Annotated in this window: 29 protein-coding genes; 8 read left to right on the top strand and 21 right to left on the bottom strand. The window is 67.1% G+C overall.

The window, feature by feature from the left end:
* Positions 1–38 precede the first annotated feature (38 nt).
* From AC3A6Y_RS11235 to AC3A6Y_RS11205, 7 genes are all read left to right on the top strand, one after another.
* Entirely contained in the window at positions 39–806 is a 768-nt protein-coding gene (locus tag AC3A6Y_RS11235; RefSeq protein ID WP_487868302.1) for a histidine phosphatase family protein, read from the top strand.
* A gap of 16 nt (positions 807–822) precedes the next feature.
* Positions 823–1701, top strand: coding sequence for an NAD(P)H-hydrate dehydratase (locus tag AC3A6Y_RS11230; RefSeq protein ID WP_487868301.1), 879 nt, complete (start codon positions 823–825; stop codon positions 1699–1701).
* A 117-nt stretch (positions 1702–1818) separates the two neighbouring features.
* A complete protein-coding gene (locus AC3A6Y_RS11225) occupies positions 1819–2247 on the top strand; it encodes a YciI family protein (RefSeq protein WP_487868300.1) in 429 nt (142 codons plus the stop codon).
* Between the two features lie 32 nt (positions 2248–2279).
* A complete protein-coding gene (locus tag AC3A6Y_RS11220; protein WP_487868299.1) occupies positions 2280–2720 on the top strand; it encodes a YciI family protein in 441 nt (146 codons plus the stop codon).
* Between the two features lie 7 nt (positions 2721–2727).
* A complete protein-coding gene (locus tag AC3A6Y_RS11215) occupies positions 2728–3147 on the top strand; it encodes a DoxX family protein (protein ID WP_487868298.1) in 420 nt (139 codons plus the stop codon).
* A 51-nt stretch (positions 3148–3198) separates the two neighbouring features.
* Positions 3199–3876 (top strand): YciI family protein, encoded by a 678-nt coding sequence (locus AC3A6Y_RS11210; protein WP_487868297.1) that lies wholly within the window; start codon positions 3199–3201, stop codon positions 3874–3876.
* Entirely contained in the window at positions 3877–5166 is a 1290-nt protein-coding gene (locus AC3A6Y_RS11205; RefSeq protein WP_487868296.1) for an RNA polymerase sigma factor, read from the top strand.
* Positions 5167–5337: 171 nt separating this feature from the next.
* Here the strand turns inward: AC3A6Y_RS11205 and AC3A6Y_RS11200 are convergent, their stop codons facing one another.
* The 9 genes from AC3A6Y_RS11200 to AC3A6Y_RS11160 form a co-directional block, all read right to left on the bottom strand.
* On the bottom strand, positions 5338–5748 hold the full coding sequence (locus AC3A6Y_RS11200; protein ID WP_487868295.1) for a hypothetical protein: 411 nt from the start codon (positions 5746–5748) through the stop codon (positions 5338–5340).
* Between the two features lie 225 nt (positions 5749–5973).
* Complete coding sequence (locus tag AC3A6Y_RS11195; RefSeq protein WP_487868294.1) at positions 5974–6411, bottom strand: hypothetical protein; 438 nt, start codon at positions 6409–6411, stop codon at positions 5974–5976.
* On the bottom strand, positions 6380–7051 hold the full coding sequence (locus AC3A6Y_RS11190; RefSeq protein ID WP_487868293.1) for a hypothetical protein: 672 nt from the start codon (positions 7049–7051) through the stop codon (positions 6380–6382). The genes AC3A6Y_RS11195 and AC3A6Y_RS11190 overlap by 32 nt, the downstream gene beginning before the upstream one ends.
* A gap of 81 nt (positions 7052–7132) precedes the next feature.
* Positions 7133–7264, bottom strand: coding sequence for an RHS repeat domain-containing protein (locus AC3A6Y_RS11185; RefSeq protein ID WP_487868292.1), 132 nt, complete (start codon positions 7262–7264; stop codon positions 7133–7135).
* Between the two features lie 404 nt (positions 7265–7668).
* Entirely contained in the window at positions 7669–8547 is an 879-nt protein-coding gene (locus AC3A6Y_RS11180) for a DUF3014 domain-containing protein (RefSeq protein WP_487868291.1), read from the bottom strand.
* A gap of 148 nt (positions 8548–8695) precedes the next feature.
* The gene (locus AC3A6Y_RS11175; protein ID WP_487868290.1) at positions 8696–10006 is read right to left on the bottom strand and encodes an ABC transporter ATP-binding protein; all 1311 of its coding nucleotides are present in this window, start codon (positions 10004–10006) and stop codon (positions 8696–8698) included.
* A gap of 21 nt (positions 10007–10027) precedes the next feature.
* On the bottom strand, positions 10028–11755 hold the full coding sequence (locus AC3A6Y_RS11170; protein WP_487868289.1) for an ABC transporter permease: 1728 nt from the start codon (positions 11753–11755) through the stop codon (positions 10028–10030).
* Between the two features lie 119 nt (positions 11756–11874).
* Positions 11875–12468: a carboxymuconolactone decarboxylase family protein gene (locus tag AC3A6Y_RS11165; protein ID WP_487868288.1), complete on the bottom strand. Its 594-nt coding sequence runs from the start codon at positions 12466–12468 to the stop codon at positions 11875–11877.
* Between the two features lie 36 nt (positions 12469–12504).
* Positions 12505–13686: a YbfB/YjiJ family MFS transporter gene (locus AC3A6Y_RS11160; RefSeq protein ID WP_487868287.1), complete on the bottom strand. Its 1182-nt coding sequence runs from the start codon at positions 13684–13686 to the stop codon at positions 12505–12507.
* A 75-nt stretch (positions 13687–13761) separates the two neighbouring features.
* Between AC3A6Y_RS11160 and AC3A6Y_RS11155 the strand changes: the two genes are divergently transcribed.
* A complete protein-coding gene (locus AC3A6Y_RS11155; protein ID WP_487868286.1) occupies positions 13762–14625 on the top strand; it encodes a LysR family transcriptional regulator in 864 nt (287 codons plus the stop codon).
* A 13-nt stretch (positions 14626–14638) separates the two neighbouring features.
* Here AC3A6Y_RS11155 and AC3A6Y_RS11150 read toward each other — a convergent pair whose 3' ends face one another.
* The 12 genes from AC3A6Y_RS11150 to AC3A6Y_RS11095 form a co-directional block, all read right to left on the bottom strand.
* The gene (locus AC3A6Y_RS11150; RefSeq protein WP_487868285.1) at positions 14639–15187 is read right to left on the bottom strand and encodes a DUF4124 domain-containing protein; all 549 of its coding nucleotides are present in this window, start codon (positions 15185–15187) and stop codon (positions 14639–14641) included.
* A gap of 44 nt (positions 15188–15231) precedes the next feature.
* Positions 15232–15564: a 4-oxalocrotonate tautomerase gene (locus AC3A6Y_RS11145; RefSeq protein WP_487868284.1), complete on the bottom strand. Its 333-nt coding sequence runs from the start codon at positions 15562–15564 to the stop codon at positions 15232–15234.
* Complete coding sequence (locus AC3A6Y_RS11140; RefSeq protein WP_487868283.1) at positions 15482–16264, bottom strand: class II aldolase/adducin family protein; 783 nt, start codon at positions 16262–16264, stop codon at positions 15482–15484. The genes AC3A6Y_RS11145 and AC3A6Y_RS11140 overlap by 83 nt, the downstream gene beginning before the upstream one ends.
* 67 nt (positions 16265–16331) lie before the next feature.
* Positions 16332–17006: a DsbA family oxidoreductase gene (locus AC3A6Y_RS11135; RefSeq protein WP_487868282.1), complete on the bottom strand. Its 675-nt coding sequence runs from the start codon at positions 17004–17006 to the stop codon at positions 16332–16334.
* A gap of 113 nt (positions 17007–17119) precedes the next feature.
* Entirely contained in the window at positions 17120–20836 is a 3717-nt protein-coding gene (locus AC3A6Y_RS11130; protein WP_487868281.1) for a hypothetical protein, read from the bottom strand.
* Between the two features lie 11 nt (positions 20837–20847).
* A complete protein-coding gene (locus tag AC3A6Y_RS11125) occupies positions 20848–21324 on the bottom strand; it encodes a type III secretion system chaperone (protein ID WP_487868280.1) in 477 nt (158 codons plus the stop codon).
* Positions 21325–21425: 101 nt separating this feature from the next.
* Entirely contained in the window at positions 21426–22190 is a 765-nt protein-coding gene (locus tag AC3A6Y_RS11120; protein WP_487868279.1) for an alpha/beta fold hydrolase, read from the bottom strand.
* On the bottom strand, positions 22187–22624 hold the full coding sequence (locus AC3A6Y_RS11115) for a carboxymuconolactone decarboxylase family protein (RefSeq protein WP_487868278.1): 438 nt from the start codon (positions 22622–22624) through the stop codon (positions 22187–22189). The genes AC3A6Y_RS11120 and AC3A6Y_RS11115 overlap by 4 nt, the downstream gene beginning before the upstream one ends.
* The gene (gene pcaB / locus AC3A6Y_RS11110) at positions 22621–23832 is read right to left on the bottom strand and encodes a 3-carboxy-cis,cis-muconate cycloisomerase (RefSeq protein WP_487868277.1); all 1212 of its coding nucleotides are present in this window, start codon (positions 23830–23832) and stop codon (positions 22621–22623) included. Before pcaB ends, AC3A6Y_RS11115 begins: the two co-directional genes overlap by 4 nt.
* An 8-nt stretch (positions 23833–23840) precedes the next feature.
* Positions 23841–24680, bottom strand: coding sequence for a shikimate dehydrogenase family protein (locus AC3A6Y_RS11105; protein ID WP_487868276.1), 840 nt, complete (start codon positions 24678–24680; stop codon positions 23841–23843).
* Positions 24677–25717, bottom strand: a complete 1041-nt coding sequence (locus tag AC3A6Y_RS11100; RefSeq protein WP_487868275.1) for a Gfo/Idh/MocA family protein — start codon at positions 25715–25717, stop codon at positions 24677–24679. The genes AC3A6Y_RS11105 and AC3A6Y_RS11100 overlap by 4 nt, the downstream gene beginning before the upstream one ends.
* Positions 25718–25747: 30 nt before the next feature.
* Positions 25748–26752, bottom strand: a complete 1005-nt coding sequence (locus AC3A6Y_RS11095; protein ID WP_487868274.1) for a TRAP transporter substrate-binding protein — start codon at positions 26750–26752, stop codon at positions 25748–25750.
* Positions 26753–26778: the final 26 nt, after the last annotated feature.

Here is a 26778-nt window from a genome sequence, read left to right as displayed (position 1 = left end):
GGAGCGCGCGGCGAGGGCGTCCTAGCATCCCCTCGCCCATGCAAAGCAACTGGCCCCAAACCCTCTGGATCGTTCGCCACGGCCAAAGCGCCGGCAACGTCGCGCGCGATGCGGCCGAATCCGGCGGGCTTGCGCTGATCGAGCTGGCCTGGCGCGACATCGACGTGCCGCTGTCCGAACTCGGCATCGAGCAGTCGATCGCGCTCGGCGAGTGGTTCGCCCGCCTGCCGGCGCATGAGAAGCCGGAGGTGATCCTCTGCTCTCCCTATGTGCGCGCCCGCGCTACCGCGGAGCTGGTGGCCGAACATGGAGGCCTGTCCGGCGACAGCATCAGGCTGCGCGTGGACGAACGCCTGCGGGAGAAGGAGTTCGGCATCCTCGACCGGCTGACCAAGCTGGGCATCCGCCAGAAACATCCCGATCTGAACGAGCAGCGCCTGCACGTGGGCAAGTTCTACTTCCGCCCGCCCGGCGGCGAGAGCTGGTGCGACGTGATCCTGCGCCTGCGCAGCGTCGTCGAGATGGTGACGCGCGAGTACGCGGGGCGGCGCGTGCTGGTGGTGGGGCACCAGGTGATCGTCAATTGCCTGCGCTACCTGCTCGAGCACATGGACGAGCAGCAGATCCTCGACATCGACCGCCAGGGCGATGTGCCCAACTGCGCCGTCACCTCCTACCGTGCCGAGCGCCGCCAGGAAGAAGACGAGGTGCTCCAGCTCCACCTGGTGAACTTCCTCGCGCCGCTGCGCGAAGCCGCCACGCCGGTGACCCGCGCGCCCGACCAGCCGGCCGCCCCCAAGCCCTGAGGCTCCTCCCGGTGCCATGGCCACGCCGCGCGCCGCAGCCCTGACCGAAGCATCGCTGGCGCGCTGGCCGCTGCCCGACCCGGGCGACGATGCCGACAAGGAGGCGCGCGGCCGCGTGCTGGTGATCGCGGGCAGTGCCGAGATGCCCGGCGCCGCGCTGCTCGCCGGGACCGCGGCGCTGCGCACGGGCGCGGGCAAGCTCACCCTCGCCGCACCCGCCTGCGTTGCGCAAGGCCTGGCGCTCGCGTTGCCGGAGTCGCGCGTGATCGCCCTGCCCGAGACGCGCGGCGGCGGACTGGCCGCACGCGGCTGCGAATCGCTCGCCCCGCTGGCCACGCGGGTGGCGGCCGTGGTAGTCGGTCCCGGCCTTTGCGACGAGCGCGGCAGCATCGGCTTCGTGCGCCGGCTGCTGCCGCTCTTCCGGGCCTGCACGGTGGTGCTGGATTCGATCGCGATGTCGGTCGCGGCCCGGGAAGCCTTCGACCAGCCGGTGCTGCTGACGCCGCATGCCGGCGAAATGGCACACCTGAGCGGCCTGCAAAAGGAAGCGGTCGCGCAGGAAGCATTGCAGGTCGCGTGCGAAGCCGCCATGCGCTGGAAGGCCTGCGTGGTGCTCAAGGGCGCGAGCACGGTGATCGCGACGCCGCAGGGCCGCGCCTGGCGCTTCGACGGCGGGTCGACCGGGCTCGCGACCTCGGGCTCGGGCGACGTGCTGGCCGGGCTGATGGGCGGCTTCGCGGCGCGCGGCCTGCCGCCCGAGCAGGCGGCGGGATGGGCCGTGGTGGTTCATGCCATGGCGGGCAGGAAACTGGGCCGGCGCGTCGGACCGCTGGGCTACCTGGCGCGCGAGCTGGCGGGGGAAGTGCCGGAGGTGATCCGGCAGATCGCCCGCTGAGTCGCGCCACCGTTGCAAAAATTTACAACTCCTGATGTCGATCGGGTGCGCCCTGCTTCGACGTCGTTGTAGAGCCTCGTTCCGCAGGCTCGCCAACCCACCCTTCAGGAGTACGACATGCGATTCATGGTGATTGTGAAAGCCAACAAGGACTCGGAAGCCGGCGTCATGCCGACCGAAAAGATGCTCACCGAGATGGGCAAGTACAACGAGGAGCTCGTCAAGGCCGGCGTCATGCTGGCGGGCGAAGGCCTGCAGCCCTCTTCCAAGGGCGCGCGCGTGCGCTTCGATGGCAAGACCCGCACCGTGACCGACGGCCCCTTCAGCGAGACCAAGGAACTGATCGCCGGCTTTTGGCTGTGGCAGGTGCGCTCCCGGGACGAGGCCCTCGAATGGCTCAAGCGCGCGCCCTTCACCGATGGCGAGGAGCTCGAGCTGCGGCAGGTCTTCGAGATGGAGGACTTCGGCGCCGAGTTCACGCCCGAATTGCGCGAGCAGGAGAAGCGCGTGATGGCCGAAGCGGAAAAAAACCGCAGCAAGTCCTGAACGCCCGGCCACCATCTGACGGAGATTCGACAATGAAATTCATGGTCATTCGAAAAGCCGACAAGGACACCGAAGCCGGCGTGATGCCCACCGAGCAGCTGGTCACGGACATGCTCAAGTACAACGAGGAGATGATCAAGGCGGGCGTGATGCTCGACGGCATGGGCCTGCAGCCCAGCATCAAGGGGGCGCGCGTCAGGTTCGACAACGGCAAGCCCACGGTGATCGACGGTCCGTTCGCGGAGACCAAGGAGCTGGTCGCCGGCTTCAGCCTGATCCAGGTGAAGTCCCGCGAGGAGGCCATCGAGTGGGTCAAGCGCTGGCCCAAGATCGATGGTGGCGGCAACGTCGAGATCGAGATCCGGCAGGTCTACGAGGCCGAGGACTTCGGCGCCGAATTCACGCCCGAGATGCGCAAGCATGAAGCGTGGCTGCGCGATGCGGCCGAGAAGCGTTCCGCGACCCCGCGCTGAGGCGTACATGATGCAAGCCACCGCCATGTACCCCGCTTCCGCTCCGGCCAGCGGCGCGGCCCGCTGGACCGGCCGCGTGCTCAGCGCGCTGGTCGTGTTGTTCCTGCTGTTCGACGGCCTCATCAAGGTGGTCGAGCTCGATGTCGTCGAGGAGACCCTGACGCAGCTGGGCTATCCGCCGCACCTCGGCTTCGGCCTGGGCGTGATGACGCTCGCCATCGCACTGCTCTACGCATGGCCGCGCACCGCGCTGCTCGGCGCGATCCTGCTGACCGGCCTGCTGGGCGGCGCGATCGCGACCCATCTGCGGGTCGGCAGCCCGCTGTTCAGCCACTTGCTCTTCGGCGTCTACCTGGGGCTGGTGGCTTGGGGCGGCCTCTTCCTGCGTGACGAGAAGCTGCGCGAGCTGCTGCCGCTTCGGCGCTGATCCCGACGCTATATCCTTTCAGTCCCTTCAGCCAGCCGAGGACTGCATCGGATGAGATTCGTGATCCTGCACCAGGCCGCCCCCTCGAACGAGCTCGGCCTGGTTCCCCCCCTTTCCCGCGGCGTGACGCTGCACGAACACGCGCCGGTGGCGTCCGACCCGGCAGGCGTGCGCATCCGCTTCACGGACGCAGGACCTGAGGCTCGACCCTGCACCGGCGCGCAGCGGATCGCCGGCCTCAGCATCGTCGAGGCCGAGTCCCGGCAGGCCGCGGCCGACTGGCTGCGCGAGGCGGCGGCCGGCGATGCGCAGGCCGGGTTCGAGATCCGCGAGACCGGCTGCGCCGGCGGACTGGCCGGTGTCGATCCCTCCGCCTCCGCCACCAAAGCTCGCTTCCTGATCCTGGTCAAGGCCGATGCCGACACCGAGGCCGAGGCACCCAGCGATCCCGCCAAGCTCGCGGCCATGGCCCGCCGCAACGACGAAGGCGTGCGCGACGGCCTGCTGCTGGCAGCCGACGGCCTGCGCTCCACCGCGCGCGGCACGCGAGTGCGTGTGGGCGGCGGCAAATCCACCGTGATGGATGGCCCTTTCGCCGAAGCCAAGGAACTGGTCGCCGGCTTCTGGCTGATCCAGGCTGATTCCATGGACGACGCCATCGCCTGGGTCCGGCGCTATCCCTTCGCGCAGGCGCGGCCCGAGGTCGAGATCCATCCCGTGGGCGGCTGAATGGCCGCGCCCGACATCCACCGCACCATCAACGCCGTCTGGCGCATCGAGTCGGCAAAGATCATCGGCGCGCTCGCGCGCATGGTGCGCGATGTGGGCGTGGCCGAGGAGCTGGCGCAGGACGCGCTGGTCGCCGCGCTCGAGCAATGGCCGCGCGAGGGCGTGCCCGACAACCCCGCCGCCTGGCTGATGCAAGCCTCCAAGCACCGCGCGCTCGACCTGCTGCGCCGGCGCAAGCTGCATGCGAGCAAGGAGGACGAGATCGGCCGCGAGATCGACGCGCAGCACCAGATGGCGGCCGCCGATCTCGCGGAAGCGGTCGACGCCGCGCTCGACGACGACGTGGGCGACGACCTGCTGCGCCTGGTCTTCACCGCCTGCCATCCGGTGCTGTCGCCCGAGGCGCGCGTGGCGCTCACGCTGCGCCTCCTGGGCGGCCTCACCACCGACGAGATCGCGCGCTCCTTCCTGGTGCCGGAGCCCACCATCGCGCAGCGCATCGTGCGCGCCAAGCGCACGCTGGCGGCGGCGCGCGTGCCCTTCGAGGTGCCGCGCGCGCACGAGCTCGGCGCGCGCCTGGCTTCGGTGCTGGAGGTGATCTATCTGGTCTTCAACGAGGGCTACTCCGCCACCGCCGGCGACGAGTGGATGCGCCCCGCCCTGTGCGAGGAAGCCCTGCGCCTGGGCCGCATCCTGGCCGGCCTGGTGCCCGACGAGCCGGAAGTGCATGGCCTGGTCGCGCTGATGGAGATCCAGGCCTCGCGCTCGGCCGCGCGCGTCGATGCGCAGGGCGAGCCCGTGCTGCTGCTGGACCAGAACCGCGCACGCTGGGACCAGATGCTGATCCGCCGCGGCTTCGCTGCGCTCGCGCGTGCCGAGGCCTTGGGCGGCGCGCTCGGCCCCTATGCGCTGCAGGCCGCCATTGCCGCCTGCCATGCGCGCGCTCGCACGCCGGAGCAGACCGACTGGACGCGCATCGCCGCGCTCTATGAGGCCCTGGCGCAGCTTGCGCCCTCTCCCATCGTCGAGCTCAACCGCGCCGTGGCGCTGTCGATGGCCTTCGGGCCGGCTGCCGGCCTGGAGCTGGTGGATGCGCTGCGCGACGAGCCGCTGCTCCAGGGCTACCACCTGCTGCCCAGCGTGCGCGGCGACCTGCTGGCCAAGCTGGGCCGCAAGGCCGAGGCCTGCGCGGAGTTCCAGCACGCGGCTTCGCTCACGCGCAATGCGCGCGAGCGGAAGCTGCTGCTGATGCGGGCGCTGGCGTGCTCGGGGAGTCCGTTGCCGCCTTGAGGAAAGAAGGACGGTTCACCAGATCGGGCGCCGCTCGCAGTCCCGAACTCACGGCGAAGCTCCGCGGGCATCCTGCCGGCTTGCGCCACTTTGACCATCTGTTGACGAAATTCCCCCGGGTACGTTGGAGGAGCGCGCCTTGCAGCAGTATCCTTTGCAGCAAAGGCTGCTCTAGAAAAATCCAAATGAGAGACTTGCCTTTAGTTGAAATACGTCCGCAACAACCGCTTCCGACAAGTATCCATCTTGCACCTCATCGGACTCTCGAACTGGCAATTCAAAATGGATCTCTAAAAATTCTGGCTGCACTACATTTCGTACCTGAAGAAGGTGACTTAGCCCCCCCAGCCGCGCCAGCAATGCCGGCAACATGTCGTTCAACTCGCAGTCGCTCACGAAGTCCATTGAAAAAATGGTGTAAGACCGAGTCAACCGGGTCATGACGCCCAACTTCACTGGTTCGCCTCTATTTCCAAGTCTTGATGCTGCCACACCTAAAAGGTCGGCGACTTCCTCAGCAGTGATATCAAAACCTCTGAATGTCAATGAGACAGACTTTCTTCTTTTGATCGATAAACTCATAACTGTTCCTTTCCCGAGCCTTTCTTACCGTCCCAGATCCATTTTTGCCCCGTGGTTTTGTCGTTATAAATATTCACTCGACTATCGCCCCGGCCCTTCTTCGCGTCGTGCGCATCGTCATATCCAGCCTCTTGAGAGGCCGCGTCTGCAGCTCTGTTGCCTTTGATCTTGTCTAGATCGCTACTTCGTCATTGCGAGGCGCTTGCAAGCAAGCATTAATTTAATTCAACGCAGTATTTTGATATATCCGTTATGGGGTATCGACAGTATCCAGCTGGGGGAATCATCAAAGATATCTATGGCATCTACGCCGGGATACCATATTTCGTCGAAATTGTCTGATAGGTCCTTGCGCTTTAATCTGTCGATTTCGTCGTAGCGATACCAGTTTATATAGACGACCTCCGCCGCATCCACTCCGCAAGCATCGAGTAGCGCATCTAAGTCAAAATCTTCACTAACGTGCGAAGTGAATTTACAAGGTTGCGCCATGGCATCAATGGCTCTCACCAACGCGAGTCCATCAGGGATATTTTCTAGGGCAAATTTTTCTTGAATCGATCGAGAAATTCCGAGACAAGCGTCTTTGCTCAGCGAATCCCACTCAGGAAAGCTGCATCCAGGATGTTGACTAGAAAAGTTGTCTATTTTTATTTGATCCATGGTTAATCTCCGATGGGAATGGCGCCGCTTCGTCCACCTCTACCTCTTCTTCCGCCGGCGACCGGGCGAGCTCGGCGATGGAGGCCGGGCCCAGGGCGTTGGCGTCGCCGGAGATCTTCATGACCATTGAGGTCGAGGTCGAGGCCGAGGTCTTGCTGGTCTTGGGAGCCGCAGTGACGCCTTGATTGAGGTTGGCCGGAAGCACTCTGGCCTTGAGGATGCGTTCGGCGTCGGCGAAGGTGACCGGGGGCATGTTGGCGCGCAGCACGCCGGGGGCGGGGGCGAACTCGCTGGTGCCGGCTGGGGCGGCACCGCGGGCGGCAGCACCGGCATCCTTCGCGCCGTCCTTGACGGCTTCGCGCCGCACCGGGTCCTTGGCCGTGGGCAGGTCGTCCGGCAGATAGCGCAGGGCGGGCTGGCCGCTGGTGAAGCTCAGGGAACTGCCCGAGCCCGCCGTGGCGAGAGAAGACGAACGCTGGCTGACATTGGCTTTTGCATTGGCAGCCGGAACGCCGAGGCCAACGGAAGGCGGTGCCGCCTTGCGAGCCACGCCGCTTTGGATCTGCGCGGCAGCGATGCCGCCCGCAAGCGATGTGGCAACAGCCACGACAACGGCGCAGGCGTGCGCGAGCTTGGACATGGGAACTCCCCGAGGATTTTTGTTGAAAAGGAAAGGAGCAGCCCTGCCCTCCCGGGCCCGGACTGCGACAGCGCGCCGACGCTACGGCGAGGTGGTCACCACCGAGGTGCGATTGCCTGCGGCGTCGAAGCTGTAGGTGATCGTGGTGGTGGAGCTGCCGTTGCTGTAGACCGTGCTGGCCAGGCGGCCCAGCGCGTCATACGTGAAGCTCACGGAGCCGGCATAAGCGGGAAGGCCTGCGAGCGTGGCGGCGCACAGGCCAGCGGCGAGAAGTGTGCGCAACGGAATCCGGATCGACACACGGCGATCGGATGGCATCGACGTGCGCGATCTCGATGCGTGCGCTGACGATGCAGCGAAATTCTTCTTTTTCATGGGGCCCCTGTTTTTGGTGCCGCGGACTGTAGCCGAGCCAGGGGCTATCAAAAACTCGCTTTTTGTCGCGCAAAGGTTACCCGCTCGCCTCAAGCGTGCGCGATGCAAGACTCACAAGGGGCTCGTCAAATGTGACCTGCCTTCAACATGAATAAAACTGATGATGAAGCCGTTTGGGCAACCTGGCGGCCAGAGTCGATGAGCGCGCCCGGCATGTTCGCGTGCGCAGCCCTGACAACCCGCTACTTCTTGGCAAGCGCGCCGCCCGCGATCTGCCCGCGGAATTCCCGCAGCCGGGCCTTGAGCCGCCGCTCGTTGACCAGGCCGGTGCGGATCATCATCTTCTGCCCGGCCGACAGCGACTCGAGCGCCGGGTCGACGAACTCGTAATGCACCCAGGGCCGCTCGGAGGGAACGTCGCCCTTGATCTCCACCAGCTTCACCTGCAGCGGCCCCGTCGGCTCGGGCGCCTGCAGCAGGTGGTCGATCACCGCGACCAGGCGGTCGTTGAAATGGCGATTGGGATAGCCGAGCTCCTCGTAGGCCTGCTGGAACAGCGGATAGAGCTTCTGGTAGAGCGCCGCCGCGCGCTGCGGATTCACGGACTCGGCGAACAGCACGAAGGGCGTGTAGCGCGCCGAGTTGTCGAGGCTGATGGTCTGCGCCTGCTTGCCGCCGCCGGCCATGAAGCGCTGGGGCGTGCGCTGCACCGGCCACATGCGCGCCGCCGCCTGGTCGCGCGGCAGGTTGTCGACGGTGGCGACGAAGCGATGCATGAAGCCATCGGTCTGCAGGAAGTTGCCCACCGCCTTGGCGCCGAGCAGTTCGGCCAGTGCGGAGCGCACGTGGGCGTCCGCGTCCTGGAGCTTGGGCAGGGTGGCGTCTGCCGTGGTGTCGACGGGGTTCTGCGGCTCCGCCGGTGCCACTGCGGCAGGTGGGGGAACGGGTGCATCAGGCTGCGGCGCGGTGGCCGCCGGAGTCGCTTCGACAGGTGCGGCCTGCTGGTGCGTCCAGCGCCACCAGACGGCACCAGCGGCCAGCGCCAGTACCACCAGCACCACGATGATCCACAACGAGGATTCGCGCGCCGGTCTCAGATCGTCGAACTCACGTTCGGGCATGGGGCATCTCTCCTTTTCATGAGCCCCACCATTGGACGCCATCCGGCGCGGCGGCAGCCGCGGCGGTGGTAACGGCCTGTGACGGCGGGCGCCCAGCCCATTCGGATCAGGTGCGCCCGCAGGGGTTCCGCGCGACCCGGCCGGCTGCTCAAGCAGGCCGGCCGTCTCCCTCGTCCTCGCCGGCCGGCAAGTGGATGCGGCCGGTGTGGAAGTCGTACTCGTACACCTCGCCGTAGCGGCCCCATTCGATTGCCGTGCGCAGCACGCGCTCGGCGACCGCCCCGTCCAGGCTCCCGCTCAGCAGCTGCAGGAAGGGCTCCTCCGGCAGCTCGCCGGATGGCGCCTGCTCCAGGCTGTGGCGGATGTGCGCGGCCAGCGGCACATGGGCGAGCAGCTGCTGGCCGAAGAGCTCCTGGCGCAGGGTGTGCGCGCCCTCCACGTAGCGACGGCCCAGCGGCGTGAGGTGCAGGTCGGCGTCGGCCAGCTGCGCGAAGCCGAGCAGCGCCAGCGCCTGGGCGAGCGGCAGCAGCGCGTCGTCGGCGAGCTCGGCCTCCTCCGCCAATTTCGGCAGGTCGGCCCGGCCCTGGCGATCGCCGTCCACCAGCATCTCGAGCAGCGCCTCCATGCGGCCGATGTCGGCTTCGGGCAGGCGATGGCTCAGGTGCAGGTGGGGCGGCTCGACGCGCGCGGGGCCGGACCCACCCGTCATGAGCGCGTAGACCTCGTCGATCAGCGCGCGCACTTCCAGGCTGTCGCCGTCGCGCGGACGCGGCAGCGAGATCGGCAGCTCGGCCCGCACGCGGCCCGGGTCGCTCGCGAAGATCAGCACGCGGTCGGCCATCAGCACCGCCTCGTCGATGTTGTGGGAGACCACGAGCATGGCCTTGGTCGGCATGGCGCCGCCGTCCCACAGGCGCAGGATGTCGTCGCGCAGGCGCTCGCCGGTGAGCACGTCCAGCGCGGAGAAGGCCTCGTCCATCAGCAGCACCTCGGGCTCGACCACGAGCGCGCGCGCGATGCCCACCCGCTGCCGCATGCCGCCGGAGAGCTCGCGCGGGAGCGCGCCCTCGAAGCCGGCAAGCCCGATGAGATCGATCGCGGCCGCGGCGCGGCGTGCCCGCTCGGCCGGCCCGATGCCGCGCGCCTCCAGGCCCAGCTCCACGTTCTGCTGCACCGTGAGCCAGGGGAAGAGCGCGAAGGACTGGAACACCATCGCGACGCCGCGCGCCGGCGCATACAGCGGCTGGCCGCGGTAGCGCACCGCGCCGGCGTCGGCGCCGATCAGGCCGGCAAGGATGCGCAGCAGCGTCGACTTGCCCGAGCCCGACTGGCCCAGCAGCGCGACGATCTCGCCCTCGGCCAGGCGGAAGTCCACGCCCTCCAGCACCGAGCGGGCCGCGCCCTCGGAAGAGCGGAAGGACTTGCCCACGCCCTGCAGTTCGACGATGGCTTCGGCCATGGCTTTCTCCTTCGCTTCGGTTCAGAAATGCATCCGGTTCTCGGCCAGCTCGTAGATCCGCCGCCAGACGAAATGATTCAGGGCCATGACGAACACGCACATCACGCCGATGCCCAGCGCGATGCGCGGGAAGTCGCCGATGGCCGTCATGTGTGCGATGTAGCTGCCCAGTCCGTCGGCCTGCAGCGTGGTGTCGCCCCAGCTCACGTACTCGGCCACGATGCTCGCGTTCCACGAGCCGCCGCTGGCCGTGATGGCACCGGTGACGAAGCTCGGGAACACGGCCGGCAGCAGGTAGCGCCGCCAGCGCAGCCAGCCCGAGAGCCCGAGGTTGCGCGCCGCATGGCGCAGCTCGGTCGGCACGCCCGAAGCGCCGGCGATCACGTTGAAGAGCAGGTACCACTGCGTGCCGAGCACCATCAGCGGAGCCAGCCAGATGTTCGGATCGAGGTGCCAGCGCGCGATGAAGAGCACCGCCACCGGGAACATCAGGTTGGCCGGGAAGGCGGCCAGGAACTGCGCCACGCCCTGCAGCCGCCCGGCCCAGCGCGGATTCATGCCGACCCGGATGCCGAAGGGCACCCACACCAGCGCCGCCAGTGCGATCAGCACCAGCACCCGCGCCAGCGTGTAGAGCCCGAGCACGAACACGTGCCCGACTTCGGCCCAGCCGACCTCGGTGTGGATGAAGCGCACCAGCCAGACCACCGCCAGCAGCACGGCGGCCGCGAGCGTGGCGTCCCACACGCGCTCCGCCGCGCGGTGCGGCGGCCGCGGACGGGCCTTGATCGAGGTGCCGTCATGGTCGAGCCGCAACAGCAGCAGCGAACGCTCGAGCAGGCGGGCGCTGCCGAGGCCGATGCGCTGCAGCCGGTCGGTGCGGCGCAGCCAGGTCAGGAGCCAGGAGCGCGGCGCGTCCTCGCCGCCGCTCTCTTCGAAGCGGAACTTGTCGGCCCAGGCGATCAGCGGCCGGAAGAACAGCTGGTCGTAGAGCACGATGCCCACCAGCATGCCGCCGATGGCCCAGCCGATGGCGCCCAGGTCACGCGCCTCGATCGCCATTGCGATGTAGGAGCCGACACCCGGCAGCTTGATGCTCTGGTTGGACACCGAGATGGCCTCCGAGGCCACCACGAAGAACCAGCCGCCGGACATCGACATCATCATGTTCCACAGCAGGCCCGGCATCGCGAAGGGCAGCTCCAGCCGCCAGAAGCGCTGCCAGCCCGAGAGCTGGAACACGGCCGCCGCCTCGCGCAGCTCGGCCGGCACGGTGCGCAGCGACTGGTACAGGCTGAAGGCCATGTTCCAGGCCTGCGAGGTGAAGATCGCGAAAATCGCCGCGCACTCCACCCCCAGCAGGCTGCCCGGGAACAGCGCGATGAAGCCGGTGACGGTGATCGACAGGAAGCCGAGGATGGGAATGGACTGCAGGATGTCGAGCACCGGCACCAGCACCCGCTCCGCCGCGCGGTACTTGGCGGCCAGCGTGGCGAAGATGCAGCTGAAGACCAGCGAGGCCGCCAGCGCGAGAAACATGCGCAGCGTGGTGCGCAGCAGGTAGTACGGCAGCATCCCCGGAGCGAGGCTGATCGGCATCGCATCGCCCATTTCGTAGGGGCGGACCATCTGCGAGCCGCCCCAGGCCAGCGCGAACAGCAGGGCCAGCACCAGAGGCAGCAGGGCCCAGTCCCAGCGATTGCCGCCGGCGGCGACGGCCTGGCGGGGGAAGAAGCGTTTGTCGAGCATGGGCAGCGGAGAGGCAGGGTCGGATTCGCAGACCCTGTCCGCGGCGCGGCGCCATCCTGCCCGTGCTGCCTTTGGCGAACCTGACCAAACCCCGATCGCGGCCCGGCCGGGCCGTCCGACTACAGCGGGAAGGCTTCCAGCCCCGCCTGCCCTTCCCCACCCTTCCCAGGCGTGTGCGCCACATTCATCACCCAGCACACCATGACGAAGTAGCCCACCAGCGTGCTGAGCTCCACCACGATCTGCTTGCCGAAGCGCGCTTCGGCCGCGGCATAGGTCGGCTCGCTCACGCCATGGTGGCGCAGCAGCTCGAGGGCGAAGTCCAGAGCGAGCTGCTCATCGTCGGCCAGGGGCGCGGCGCGGCGGCCCAGGCGCAGTGCCTCGATGGCCTCGGCGCTCACGCCGGCCTTGACTGCCGCCTGCGAGTGCAGCAGCCACTCGAACTGGTTGCCGACCTCGCGCGCGACCGCGCTGGTCACCAGCTCGCGCACGCGCGCGTCGAGGCCGCTGTCGAAACGCAGGTACTCGCCCAGGCTGCCGATGCGTTCCATCAGCACGGGGCTTTGCAGCAGCGAGATGAAGGGGCCGAAGACGCCCTTGCGCGGCCCGTCGATCAGCGTCTGCGCCGCCTTGCGCTGCGCCTCGGACATGGTATCGGCCGCCGGCATCGGCAGGCGCTCGGCCCAGGGTCGGGTGTGGCCTTGTTCGTACATGGATGCTTTCCTTTCAGCGAAGAGATGAGGTGCGGATCATGCGGCACGCGCCAGCCACCAGGCGCTGCCCGCCAGCGCCAGCGCGCCGATCGCCAGCGCGACGAAGAGGCCGGCGAAGCCCTGCGTGCCGCCGCTGAGCAGGGACGACAGCATGGGCCCCGCCATCTGGCCGATGGCGAAGGCGGCGGTCATGCGGCCCAGCGCGCGGGTGGGGTCGCCCAGGCTGCGCGCCCTCGCCTCCTGCATGCCGGCCATGGTCGCGACCATGAAGGTGCCGCCCACCAGCAGTGCGGCCAGCAGCACGGTGAGTGCCGACAGGTGCAGCACCGGCAGCAGGCAGCCCAGCGCCATCAGGGCATGGCTGCCGGCCAGCACATGGCGGCGCGCCATCTTCGACAGCGCGAGGCTCGCGAAGAGCGTGGAGGCAGCGGCCGCCGCGCCGAACACCGGCCAGGCGGCGCCGAAAACGGCCGGATCGTCGACCACCGCGCGCGCCAGCACCGGCAGGAAGGTGGCGGGCAGGATGTAGCCGAAGCCGAGCATCCCATAGCAGATCACCAGGCCCCAGGGCACGCCGCCTGCCGCCGCCGGCCCGGTCGCGGCGAGCGCCGGCGGCGCGGCGTTGTGCGTGCCGGGCGTCAGGCGCGGCATCAGCAGCGCCACCGCCACCAGGCCCGCGAGCGCCAGGGCGCCGAGCTGCAGCCACAGCGCATCGGGCGCCACGTCCGCCGCACCCGCGCGCCAGCAGTAAAGACCCGCCAGCGCAATGCCCGTGCCCACGCCCGCATACAGCAGGCCCGGCCCGGCGGGCCGCTCGAAGCGCGAGAGCCAGGCCAGGCACCAGACACTCGTGCTCACCAGGGCCCAGGCGCTGGCCACGCCGGCCACGAAGCGCAGCACCAGCCAGGCCGGCAGCGAGGCGGTCCAGCCCATGGCGGCGGTCGAGGCCACGATCAGCGCCAGCGCCAGCAAACCCACGCGCTGCGGCGCGAGCGGAAGGCGCGCCGTGGTGAGCGCGCCCAGCAGGTACCCCGCGTAGTTGGCGGCGGCCAGCCAGCCGCCGGCCGCCACGTCGGCGCTGCCGGCCCGGATCATGAGCGGCAGCATGGGCGTGAAGGCGAAGCGGCCGATGCCCATCGCGATGGCCAATGCGATCAGGCCTGCCAGGCAGATCGCCGCGTAAGAAGGCCGGGGCAGGCTCAGTGAAGGGTTCGACATGGAAGCCCATTGGACGCAGAATCCGAAAGTTCCACAAATGAATTATCGAGAACGACCATTCTCGATTCGAGAACCATGAGAACGATCGACCTCGACTCCCTGGAGATCTTCCGCACCGTGGTAAGCGAAGGCGGCGTAATCCGCGCGGCGGGCAAGCTCAACCGCGTGCAATCGAACGTCACCACCCGCATCCGGCAGCTGGAGGAGCGGCTGGGCCACAGGCTCTTCCTGCGCCAGGGCCGCTCGCTGGCGCTGGCGCCGGCGGGGCGCAAGCTGCTGCCCTATGCCGACCGGCTGCTGCGCCTGGCCGAGGAAGCCGAAAGCGAGCTGCGCAGCGAGGTGCCGGCCGGCACCTTCAGGCTGGGCTCGCTGGAGAGCACCGCCGGCAGCCGGCTGCCGCCCGTGCTCTCGCGCTATCACAAGCTCTACCCGGGCGTGGTGGTCGAGCTGGTCAGCGGCACCACCGGTGCGCTGCTCAAGCGGCTGGAGGCCTTCGAGGTGGAGGCCGCCTTCGTCTCGCAGCCCTTCTCGGCGGCCGGCTTCGAGTCGCTGGCGGTGTTCGAGGAAGAGCTGGTGCTGATCACCGCGCGCAGCGTGGCTTCGGTCACGCGCCCGGCCGACCTGGCCGGCGCCACGCTCATCGCCTTCGCGCAGGGCTGCTCCTACCGCAGGCTGCTGGAGCAATGGCTGGGCAAGGGCGGCGTGCTGCCCTCGCGCTCGCTGGAGTTCTCTTCCTACCAGGCCATGATCGCCTGCGTCGCGGCGGGCACGGGCTTCGCGATCGTGCCGCTGTCGGTGCTGAAGGCGCTGCGCGCCACGGCCGACGTGCGCCAGCATGTGCTGCCCGAGCGCGTGCGCGCGAACCGCACGCACCTGGTATGGCGCGGCACGCCCTCGGTGGCGCTGGCGCGGCTGATCGAGATGCTCGACAAGCGCTGACGCGCCGAGGCGCTCAGCGGCAGACCGTCGTGGTGCCCACCGGCCGGCAGGTCTTGCCGTCGAGGCTCTGGTAGCGGTCCAGCTGGCCGGAGCGGTCGTAGTGGTTGCCTTGGGTGTCGTTGCAACCGGTGGCGTCGCAGTTGCGGATGCGCGGGCGCATGTCGCGCGGCGGCCGGGGCGGGCGATAGGCGCCGGGGTAGCCGTAGCCGTCTTCGATTACCGAGTAGTCGTCGCCGCGATCGCTGCGGCGTGAATCGGTGGGCCGGTCGGCACCGGCGCGGGGGTCGATGATGACCGGGCCGGAAGGCGCCTGCGGTTGCGGTGCGGGCGCGGCGGCTTCCATTGCCGGGCGTGGCGGCAGGCTCGGACGGCCGGCATCGGCGTTTCGTTCGCCCGGTGGCGCCGGGGGCGGGGTCGAGACGCGCCCCACCGGACTGGCGCCCGCCGGGCAGGCGCTGTCGGTGTAGCTCACGTTGCCGGCAGCGTCGGCACAACGGATCACCTCCGCGCCGGACAAGGCGCCGAGGGTGCTCAGGATCGAGAGGACGATAAGGCGGCGCATCGGCAGCCATTGTGCCCCCGGCGCCGGCGCGCGGGCCCGCGCCGTCAGCCGGCCGGCGGCGGCGCCGGATCGCTCCAGAGCTTGCCGCCGGTGGCCCAGTCCTGCCTCGCGATGTCGTAGAACAGGATGTCGACGGCCTCGGGCGAGCCACCGAGCGTGCGCACGGTGGCGTCGGTCAGTGCCTGCGCGAGCGCGCGCTTCTGTTCGAGGGTGCGGCCTTCGAACATCTCGACGCGAATGGTGGGCATGGGGTCTCTCCGGTGTGGTTGTTGAAAGGTTGAATCGTCGGATCGGTCAATCGCGATAGCCGGGCGCGCTGCGGTCCAGCCGCCGCAAGAGAGCCGGCCATTCCAGGTCGCCGTCCCACGCGCTGCCATCGCCCACCCACTCGCCGTAGGTGCGCGCGGCGAGCGTCTCGCTCACCACGCGCACCGCGCCGCCGGTGGCGGCCATGGCGCGCAATTGGGCCTGCGCCGCGCGTTCGAGCAGGTGCATCAGCATCCACGCCTCGGCCACGGTGCGGCCGACGACCAGGGGGCCGTGGTTGTCGAGGATCAGGCCGTCGAGCGCACCGAGGTCCGCCACCAGCCGCTGCTGCTCGTCGGCGCCCAGTGCCAGCCCTTCGTAGGCATGACGGCCCAGCCGGCGGTGCAGCCGCATGGCGTACTGCGAGGTCGGCTGCAGGCCTTCCGGCAGCATCGACAAGGCCACGCCCCAGGGCGTGTGCAGGTGGATCACGCATTCGACATCCGGCCGCGCCGCATGCACCGCGCCGTGGATCGCGAAGCCGCTGGGATTGACGGGTGCGCCCGAGCCGTCGACCACTTCCCCGCGCACATTCACCTTGACCAGGCTCGATGCCGTGATCTCGTCGAAGGTCGCGCCAAAGGGGTTGAGCAGGTAATGGCCCGGCTCGCCGGGCACGCTGGCCGACAGGTGGGTGTAGATGGTGTCGTCCCATCCGTTCTGCGCGGCCATGCGGTAGGCGGCGGCGAGGTCGATGCGGACCTCGCGCTCGGTGCGTGCCGGACGTTGGTGGGTCTGGATGTGCTGGTTCATGCGATGGCTGCGGCGCATGCGCGATGGCGCCGTTCTTGGGAGTGCGGCATTCTCCTGCAGCGACGCGAGCCCTTCGCTCAGCCTGTCAGGCCAAGGCCGTGGTCGCCGGCGCGGCGCCTGCGATCTGGCGCAGGGCGCGCTCGAACACTTCGACCGGCTGGCCGCCCGAGATCAGGTGCTGGTTGTCGATGATGATCGCCGGCACCGAGTGGATGCCGGCATCGGTGTAGAGGCGTTCGCGCTCGCGGGTTTCGGCGGTGTACTCGTCGCTGTCGAGGATGGCGCGTGCGCGCTGCGGATCGAGCCCCGCTTCGCCGGCCAGGCGCACCAGCACTTCAGGATCGGAGGGGTTCTCGCCATCGGTGTGGCAGGCCTTGAGCAGCGCCTTCTTGAGCGCGACCTGCCTGGCCGGGTCTTCGAGCGCGGCCCAATGCAGCAGGCGATGCGCGTCGAAGGTGTTGTAGATGCGCGAGCGCCCTTCCCTGCGGAACTCGAAACCCACCGCGGCGCCACGGGCGCGGATCGCCTCGCGGTTCTGGGCCTGTTGCTCGCGCGTGCTGCCGTATTTTTCGTGCAGGTGCTCGTAGGCGTCCTGGCCTTCGGGCGGCATGTGGGGGTTGAGTTCGAAGGGCTGGAAGTGGAGGTCGGCGGTGATCTCTGGGGCCACGCGCTTCAGCGCGGCTTCGAGGGCGCCGAGGCCGACGGCACACCAGGGGCAGGAGATGTCGGAGACGAAGTCGATGCGGAGGTGGGAGGGCATGAGGGTGATGGAGGCATCAAGAAGCCTCCATCATGCAACCGCAGCCGCGGCCCTGGAAAGGACGCGGTCGGGCATGGAGCGCATGAACCGTGCGGCTGCGGGCCACTTGGATGCTAGTTGACCGTACTTGCAAGGGTTGGCAGCGCAGGCTGCGGCTTGTTTGGAGGGGCAGAACCGCCTATTCCACTTTCGTTTAGTGGCTCCGGCAAGTCAGTCGGAGGTAACGGAGCCGTGGCCTCATTCAATTTCAGCATGACCTCACTTGGAGCAATGAACGCAGCCTCCGTCAAACGGTATACGGCGAGAAATGGCGCATCAGGATTCAGCATCTCTATAGCCAATTGCTGCATTGACCTACCGTATTCCCGAACCGCGGCACGAATTTCATCTGGAAATACCTTAACATATTCTTCGTCAGTAAGCAATTGCGTCAGGAACATGAGCATATCAAACTGGCGTTTTATGGTTTTCACCAGTTCCCCAGCCGCTTTTTGAAAATTCCCCTCCTTCCCCATCCGTTGAAAGAGATTTTCCACGGCCATGGAATTTTTTACAGCCGTTCCCGCCATGAAAGCAAAGATGTCTTGGGCCTGGAATCCTTTCACCATCCAGAACTCCAATTCAGGACGGGCGACAATGAATTTTTGAGTTTCAGCACCAAATTCACGGAAGACATTCGGGATCGCACTTTCGACAACCTCCGCCAATTTTCCTGTGGCGATGAATCTATTTGTCAATTTATTATTGCGCAAATCCTCAGCGGACAAATTTTCACCAATCTCGGGCAACTCTGGCGAAAAAGCTCTCAAGTTGAAATTGAATTGATTCGACAACCTCCTGAAATACGGGTCCCCAGAATTCTTCAACGCCCCTCCTCCATCAGCGATAACAAATTTATCAACGGCCCTCTTCGGATCGAGTGTGGCGCCTTCCAGCATTTGCTCATAGAGTAGAGTTATTTTTTTCTGCTGCTCGGCGGCAAGCAGTCTATTCTCACTGCTGCTTGCCGCAACATCCGACAACGCCAAAGTTATCCGAGCGTTCCTTGTGGCGTTGTCGATCAGACGTTGCTCAAATTCTTTTATGTAGACTTCATTCGACGCACGCCCCCCGTCTCCAAAATCCTTTAATCGCTTTTCAATTATTTTCGCAGCAGCTGAAACTTTTGCAGCCACCTTTGCTCCGAAAGCGCCAATTTGCCCACCAAGATCCTTTTTATCAGTGGCATCCAAGCCCGGGTGAGATGATCTTTGGTGGGTGTAGAGAACGCGTGGCTTGCCGTTCATCTCAGCAACGGCATCCGCGATCTCACGATCGGAGATTTTGTCAAGTTGCTCTTTGTGAGCCTGCAACAAATTGCCCGGAATTAGCGGTGGTGGGGGGGCGGGAGGTTGGTGGTTGCCAGGAATCACGGATCCATCGGCAAGCGGCAGGGAGCCCGTGAAAGGCACGTCCACAGCGACGAAAGGCTGAAGTTGGGGTGGCGGCGGCAGGTCAACAGGTGGCCCCATGCCAGACGACCATACGGCGACAGGCGGCAAGTCAAGAGGCGGCGGCAGCGGGCCATTGGAAGGCAGGGTCACAGCAACGGATGGCTGAAGGTCGGGTGGCGGCGGCAGGTCAACAGGTGGCCCCATGCCAGACGGCCATACGGCGACAGGCGGCAAGTCAAGAGGCGGTGGCAGCGGGCCATTGGAAGGCAGGGCCACAGCAACGGATGGCTGAAGGTCGGGTGGCGGCGGCAGGTCAACAGGTGGCCCCATGCCGGACGGCCATACGGCGACAGGCGGCAAGTCAAGAGGCGGCGGCACCACGCCAGCGATGGGTTGCGACAAGGTCTGATCAGCCGGCGGCACGCCATTGGACGGCGTCAGGCTGTCGCCCGACGCGACGATGGTGGCAACCGGGTTCTCGGGAGGTGACTGCAGGTTGGAAACCTCCGGCTGATTGGACAAAACCGGCTGCACGTTGGGGCTCGCCCCCTTGTCAGCGCCAAACGCGACCACAGCAGTGAGCAACTCGGCGTTCTCATCTCCAGTGGCAACGTTCGCCGACGGCACTGCGTGATCCGTCGACGCTTTGACAACGGGTGACAGCGGCGGCGCTGGGTTTGTCGGTGCTGAGAATTGCGCCACACGCTTCGCCACGAGAACCTTGCCGGGAGCGGGCTTCGGAAGCGGCAAGCTCGGCCCATCCGGCGCCAGGCCGCTGGGCGGCGTGGCGTTGCTGGTAGACAGCTGAGCCGGCTGCAACTTGGGGCTCACCCCCCCACCTACGGCGGCTAAGGCATTCCCAATGGACTGGACGCCGGCCGTGCCGGCGATTGGCAAACTCGGATCATCCGGCGGCAGGCCATTGAACGGCGCTGCCGCGTGAATGGCAGGCGGTACGCCCGCAAGCGGCTGAGCCGGCTGCACATTGGGACCGTTCCCCGAACTTGCGGGAGATTGCAAGTTGGTAGATGACGCGGCGGTGGCAAGCGACACGATGCTCTTCTTCACAGGAGCAGAAGTCGACCCGGCGGGAGGCAGTTGGCCAAGGGTGGAAGAGCCACTGTTCAACGGCAGCTGGACAGGAGGCTGCGGCGGCGGATAGTCAGGTGGGCCTGACGCGCTAGCGGCAGGGTTCGGCTGGCCAGGGAGCGGTGGCGCCGGATAGTCGGGAGGAGGCGACAGCGGACCTGGAGCAATATCAGTTGGTACCGTCGGAATCAAGGACTTGAAAAATTCATCCCTCTTTTCAACAACCTGCTTGGCGGTGTCCCCCGGCCAGTGATATCCCGCCAAGGCCAGGTTTTTCAGCCTCGCGAAAGGCGAGGAGTGATCATTGAATTTTGAGACAAGCGCTTGGGCCGATTGCCCCAGTTCTCGCAACTTTTTTCGATCGTCTTCAGCTTCAACCGTCTTTAGAAATTCATCGCTGGTCAGCACATCATGTGCCAGCTTCAACGTCGATTGCTGTTCGGCCAGAGCCAATAGAATGCTCTTGCTTGCTTGCCTGAAGCTTTCATCGCCGTTCGACTTGGCACCCTCAAACAAGTGATTCAACTGCCCCTGCAGAACGGACCCAGGCCAGCCGGCAATCTTGTCCAGGAGATTCTCAACCGCCTGTTCTTCTGCTTTGGAGCCCCCTGCGCCTGCAATCGCAGTGAAAGACCGGCGCTTGAACTTCAGCTTGTCACCAGCACTCGGCAATTTTTCGTTGAGACTCTTTGCCAGATGGTTGACGCGACCAATTTCCTTCAGCAGTTCTTTGTTTTCTGGCTTGCGGACGTGTGCCGGTGCCACTTTTTGGCCGCGCTGCATTTCTTGAACATCATCCAGAAAATGCAGCAATTTATGATCGACGCCACGAAGATCCTCCTGAACCGCCACAGCGGAGTGTTCGGTCCGCATCTTGACGCCATCGAGAATCTTTTGAATATTCTCCTTGTCAGTCCCAGTCAGCACGATGCGGCTTTTTGATCTGCTTTTCGACAGCATGTCCTGAATATTCTTTGCCGCCGATTCTTGGTCGCTGTTCAGGCCGCTTCGTTCGTCCAGGGCATATGAAACAAGCTCCCCCAGGAATTGACGAGCCCCCGCGTAATCGGCCTTTCTGCGTCCGCTGAGCCGGTACACTGCAGCCGCCGCGCCGTGCTTTTTATTTTTTTGAGACAGATACGTGATATCGTCCCGCAAAACCCCGTCGATTTCGCATTTGTCTTTGGTTTTTTTTCCAACGAGATATGTCTTCTTATCTCGATCTCCGGATTCCAGAACACTCTGGAAAGTGTCTGCCAAGCTCTCGAAGCTTTGCCGAGAATAGCTGTTGCCTACTTTCTCACCCACCGTTCTTCTCCTTAAATCCGAGCCGCCATTTGCGCCATGGCCGGCGCCGATGCAGGAATGGCGATTTCTTCGCTGGTTACATAGCCTTCCCACCACTGCGCAACCGCGGCAAATTGTTCGAGAACTCGCGCGAACTCGCCGCCCTGCACGCTCTCCGGGTCCAGCTCGCGCACAAGGAGCAGATCCCCCTCCTCGCCGCCCATGCCGATGCGGGCGCCGCCGGTGTCGCGCCACAGCGTGTTGTAGGAAAGCGCGGTCTTGTGAACCTGGGCGGCGCGGCCTTGCGGCGGCGTGCCGATGTCGGCACTCAGGACCAGGCGGGCAGGCTCCTCGGCCCATTCGGCGAGGATGAGAACGGTGACGTCGCTCTCGAAGGCGAGTGTCCAGGTGGAGTCGTCGTCCTGGACGATGACCGAAAGGTTCTCGGCATCGGGCCCGACCTCGCCGAGGCGCTGGCTGACGTACTGGGGATCGAAATGAAAGCTCACAAGCGTGACTCCGGCAGTGAAACGGTTCGCACCCCCTGCCAAGGAGGTACTCCTGCCTGAGTAACGCGCAACGCGCTAGGGTTCCATGGCCCCTCAGCGCTTCAGAGCCCGCGCCAGAAGTCGATCAGCAACTGCGCAAACTCCACCGGCCGCTCGACCGCGCTGAGGTGCGCGGCATCGATGCGGGCCAGCTTCGCACCGGGAATGGCCTGCGCCATGGCCTCGGACATGGCGGGCGGGGTGGCCTCGTCCTGGTTGCCGGCAATCACCAGCGTGGGCGTGCGGATGGCGCGATTGCTCTCGCGGAAGTCGATGGCAGCCACGGCCTCGCAGCTGGCGATATAGCCGGCCGCGTCGGTGCCGACCAGGGTGTCGTGCAGGCGGCGCGCCGTCTCGGCGCCCTCGGGCGTGCTCACGTAGGCGGGGGTGAGCCAGCGCGCGACGGCGCCGGGCGCGATGGCCGCCACGCCCTGCGCCTGCACCGTCTCGACGCGTGTGCGCCAGGGCGCGCGATCGGCATACCAGGCGGAAGAGTTCGCGATCACCACGCTGCGCAGCAGCTCGGGATGCTTCGGCGCCAGTGCCTGCGCCGTCATGCCGCCCATCGAGAGCCCGACGAAATGCACCGGCTCGCCGTCGGTCTCGCGCGCGATCAGCGCGGCGGCATCGTCGGCCAGCGCCTGCAGGCTCAGCGGCCCGGGCACCACCTCCGACGCGCCGTGGTTGCGGTGGTCGTAGCGCAGCACCGTATGTGCGCGCGCCAGCACCTCGGCCACGCCGTCCCACATGTGCAGGTCGCAGCCCAGTGCATGGCTCAGCACGACGATCGGGCCCTCGCCCTCGCGCAGCACGTTGAGACGAGTCATGCCTTGTCCTCCTTGCTGCGTTCCTCGAGCAGGCCCTTCTCGCGAAGGATCGCGGTGGCGATGCCGAAGGCATGGTTGGCCACCGGCACGCCGCAGTAGATGGCGGCCATCATGATCACTTCCTTGATCTCCTCGGGCGACAGGCGCGACTCGGGCGGGCCGTCGAGCGCGGCGCGCACGTGCATCGCGAATTCCTCGTAGGCATGGATGCCCAGCATCATCGACAGCACCATGAAGCGGCGCGTCTTGTCGCCCAAGGCCGGGCGGCCCCAGATGTCGTTCCACGCATGACGCGTGATCAGCTCCTGGAACTCGCTGTTGAAGGCGTTGCGGTTGGCCAGGGACTTGTCGACCCAGGCATCGCCGAGGATGCGGCGCCGGTTGAGAAGGCCGGCCTCGTAATCGCCGGCGGGTTGGGAGGAGGATGCAGTCATCGTGCGTTGTTCCCTTGGTTCAGCTGGTCCTGCAAGGCATCGACCTGCGCCAGCGCGATGGTGGAAGCGGCCTCGGCCATGGCGGGGTCGAACCACTCCTCGGCGGCTTCGGCCGGCAGCTCGGCGCGCAGGCGCTCGATGTTGCCGCGCATGCGCGCGGCGTCGATCTGCAGGCCGGGCAAGGCCGCGGCCAGGGCGCGCACGCTCCCGTGCGCGCTCATCAGCAGTTGGGGCCATTCGGCCAGCTCGGCCTGCCAGGCGCCGAGGGCGCGCTCGTGCTCCTGCGGCATGGCGGCCAGCAGCGCGGCCACGCGCTGCGGCGCACGCTGCGCGGCGGCCAGCGCCACCATCGAGGCCACGGGATTGCGCTTGTGCGGCATGGCGGACGAACCGCCGCGGCCGGGCTCGCTGGGCTCGGCCACCTCGCCGACTTCGTACTGGCCCATGAGGGCGATGTCCCTGGCGATCTTGCCGAGGCTGCCGACCATCAGGCCCAGCTCGCAGCCGAGCGCCACCCATTCGTCGCGCTGCGTGTGCCAGGTCTGGCCGGGGTCGCCCAGGACCAGCTCCTGTGCCATGCGGCGGCGCACGGCGGGCCCCTGCCCTTTCATCTGCGCCAGCGTGCCGACGGCGCCGCCGAGCTGCACCTGCAGCGCGCGGCGCGCCGCCTCGGCCAGCCGTGCGCGGCTGCGCACCAGCGGCGCGGCCCAGCCGGCGCACTTGAGGCCGAAGCTGGTCACCGAGGCCGGCTGCATCAGCGTGCGCGCGAGGATCGGCGTGGCGGCGTGCTGCTTCGCATGCGCCAGCAGCGCCTGCGCGGCCTTGCGCAGGTCGGCCTCGACCAGTGCCACGGCTTCCCGCGTGACCAGGGCCATTGCACTGTCGATCACGTCCTGGCTGGTGCTGCCGAAATGCACGAAGGGCACCGCCTCCGCGTTGAAGAGGCCGACCGACTCCTTGAGGCTCTTGACCAGCGGGATCGCGACGCTGCCGGCGCGCCCGCTGTCGCGCACGATCTTGGCGACGTCGAAGAGCTCGACCTTGCAGCTGCCGACGATCGAGCGCGCGGCCGATTCGGGAATCAGGCCCTCGGCCGCCTGCGCATTCGCCAGCGCGGACTCGAAGCGCAGCATGGCGGCCACGAAGGCGTGGTCGCTGAAGGCGGCCAGGGTTTCGGAAGTGGAGAGGAAGCCCTCGAAGATGCTCATGGGAAGCTTCAGTAAGCGACCCGCGCCGTCGCTCGCAGCTCGTCCGGCGTGGCGGTGCCGTAGCCGAAGAATTCGAGGTAGGCGGGGATCATTTCGAACAGCATGTCGGTGCCGACCTGCACTGCGCAGCCCTTGTTCTTGGCGGCACGCAGCAGCGGCGTGTATTCGGATTTCATCACGACCTCGCCGACGAAGGTCGAGGGCGCGATGCGGTCGATGTCGAAGGGTAGCGGATCGTCCGCCTTCATGCCCAGCGGCGTGGCGTTGACCACCAGGTCATGGCCGGCCGGGTCCTTGGAGCCGCTGGTCACGCGCAGTGCGGGGTAATGCGCCTTCAACCGCTCGCCCAGCGCCTCGGCCGATTCGGCCCGCGTGTCGAAGAGCGAGAGCTCGGCCACGCCGGCCGCGGCCAGCGAGGCGGCGATGGCCGAGCCCACGCCGCCGCTGCCCGAGACCAGCACGCGCGCGCCTTCCAGCTTGCAGCCCTTGCGCTGCACGCCGCGCACGAAGCCGGCGCCGTCGAACTGGTCGCCGATCAGCCGGCCGTCGGCCTCCTTGCGCACCGCGTTGCAGGCGCCGGCGATCCTTGCAGCGGGCGTGAGCTCGTCGACCAGCGCCATCGTGGTGACCTTGTGGGGCATGGTCACCAGCGCGCCGCGGATGTTGCTCATGCGGAACACCAGGGGAAAGAAGGCCTCGAAATCTTCGGGCTTGACGCCCATCGGCACGACGAGCGCATCGATGCCGTGCGCTTCGAACCAGGGGTTGTAGATCATGGGCGCCTTGAAGCTCTCGGTCGGATAGCCGATGTGCGCGATGAGGGTGGTCTTGCCTGAAATGGTGGTCATGATGGGATGGGGACCCGAAGGCCTGTTCGTGCCGCTTCTTCGACGGCCAGCGTGACGGCGAGCGTGCGAATGGCGTCGCGCACCGTGACGCGCGGCGGCACCTCGCGCCGCACGACGGCGCAGAAATGTTCGAGCTGGTGCGTCAACGGATCGGTCTCGCGGATCTCGATCCGGCTCTTCACCAGCGGGTTTTGCCACGAGGCCGGGCCCAGGTACTCGTACAGCTGCATCGTGGGCACCTGCAGCGAGCCGCGCGTGCCGGCGATCACGTAACAGTCCTGGTCGGGGTGCTGCTCGAAGGCGGCGTTCTCGCCCGAGTTCTGCTCCCAGCTGCGGGGGCTCGCCGCCGCGTCCGACAGCATGAAGGTGCCGAGCGCGCCGTTGGCGAAGCGCAGGTTGACGGCGACCGTGTCCTCGACCTCGAAGCCGCGCACGGCGTGCGAGCCGAAGGCCTGCACCTCGACGATCTCGCCCACCAGCGCGCGCAGGTTGTCGATCTCGTGGACCAGGTTGATCAGGATCGGGCCGCCGCCCTGGCGCCGGCGCCAGTCGGCGTCGAAGTAGTCGTCGGGCTTGTGGAAGGTCGCGCTGGCGGTCACCGCCACCAGCCGGCCCAGGCGGCCGCTGGCGATGGTGTCGCAGGCGGCTTCCAGGATGCCGCTGTGGCGCCGGTGGTGGCCGACCAGGATCGGCACGCCGGCTGCTTCGGCCGCCTCGGCCAGCTGCCTGGACTCGTCCAGCGTGCCGCCCACCGGCTTCTCGACCAGCGCCGGCACGCCGGCCTCGATGCAGGCGCGCGCGCCCGACACGTGCAGCGCGTTGGGCGTGGCCAGGATCACGCCGTCGGGCCGTTCGTCGGCCAGCATCGCCTCGAGCGTCGGGTACAGGGGCACGCCGGCTTCGGCAGCCAGCGCGGCCGTGCTGGGGAAAGGATCGGCGAAGGCCGCCAGCTCGCAGGCGCTGCTCGCCAGCATGCGCTTCCAGTGAGCCCGGCCGATCAGGCCGGCGCCGGCGATCGCGAGACGCAGCTTCCCCATGGCGCTCTCCTTCAGGCCCGACGCCCGGGCCTACTTGCGCACTTTAGCCACTTCGGCCATCAATTCCTTCACCGTCGCCTCGCCGACCGAGGCGGTGTACTTGTCGATCACGGGCTTGACCTTGTCGCGCAGCTTGGCCATTTCGGCCGGCGGCAGCTCGGTGACGGTCATGCCCGCCTTCTTGAGCGATTCGAGCGCCGTGTCGGCCGCCGCGCGCGAGGCCTCGCGCTGGAACTTCGTGGCTTCGGCCGCCGAGTCCTCGATGATCTTCTTTTCTTCGGCGCTCATGCCGTCCCAGGCCTTCTTGCTGATGATCAGCGCCTGCGGGTTGTAGATGTGGCGGGTCTGCGTGATGTGCTTTTGCACCTCGGCGAACTTCGAGGACGCGATCACGGTGTTGGGGTTCTCCTGGCCGTCGACCGCCTTCTGGTCCAGTGCCGAGTACAGCTCCGGGAAGGGCATCGGCGTGGCGTTGGCGCCCAGCGTGTTGAAGAGGTCGATGTAGATCGGCGACTGGATCACGCGGATCTTGAGGCCGGCGATGTCCTCCGCCTTGGCGATCGGGCGCTTGCTGTTGGTCAGGTTGCGGAAGCCCAGGTCCCAGTAGCCCAGGCCGTGCAGGTTTTTCTCGTCGAGCTTGGCGAGCAGCTTCTTGCCGAAGGCGCCGTCGGTCACGGCATCGGCCTCCTGCGCGCTGTTGAAGAGGAAGGGGAAGTCATAGGCCGCGAACTCCTTCACCTGCGCCGTGAGGATGCCGGCGTTGAGCACCGTGATCTCGATGGTGCCGCCCTGCAGCGCAGACACGGTCTGCAGGTCGCCGCCCAGCGTGCCGCCGGGGAACAGCTTGACCGTGATCTTCTTGCCCGACTTCTCCGCCACCAGGTCGGCGAACTTCTGCGCACCCTGCGCCTGGGGGTGGCCGGTCTGGTTCTGGAAGGCGAACTTGAGCGTGCGCTCCTTCACCTGGGCGGCGGCACCGCCCATGGCGACCGCGGCGGCCACGGCGATCAAGGTGTTGTGAAAGATGTTTTTCATGACGTGAGTCTCCTTGGGTTAATCGG

The sequence above is a fragment of the Variovorax sp. Soil_C_17 genome (assembly GCF_057657265.1).
The sequence above is the reverse complement of the archived record's forward strand: the minus strand, read 5'-3'. Positions and strand labels throughout refer to the sequence as shown.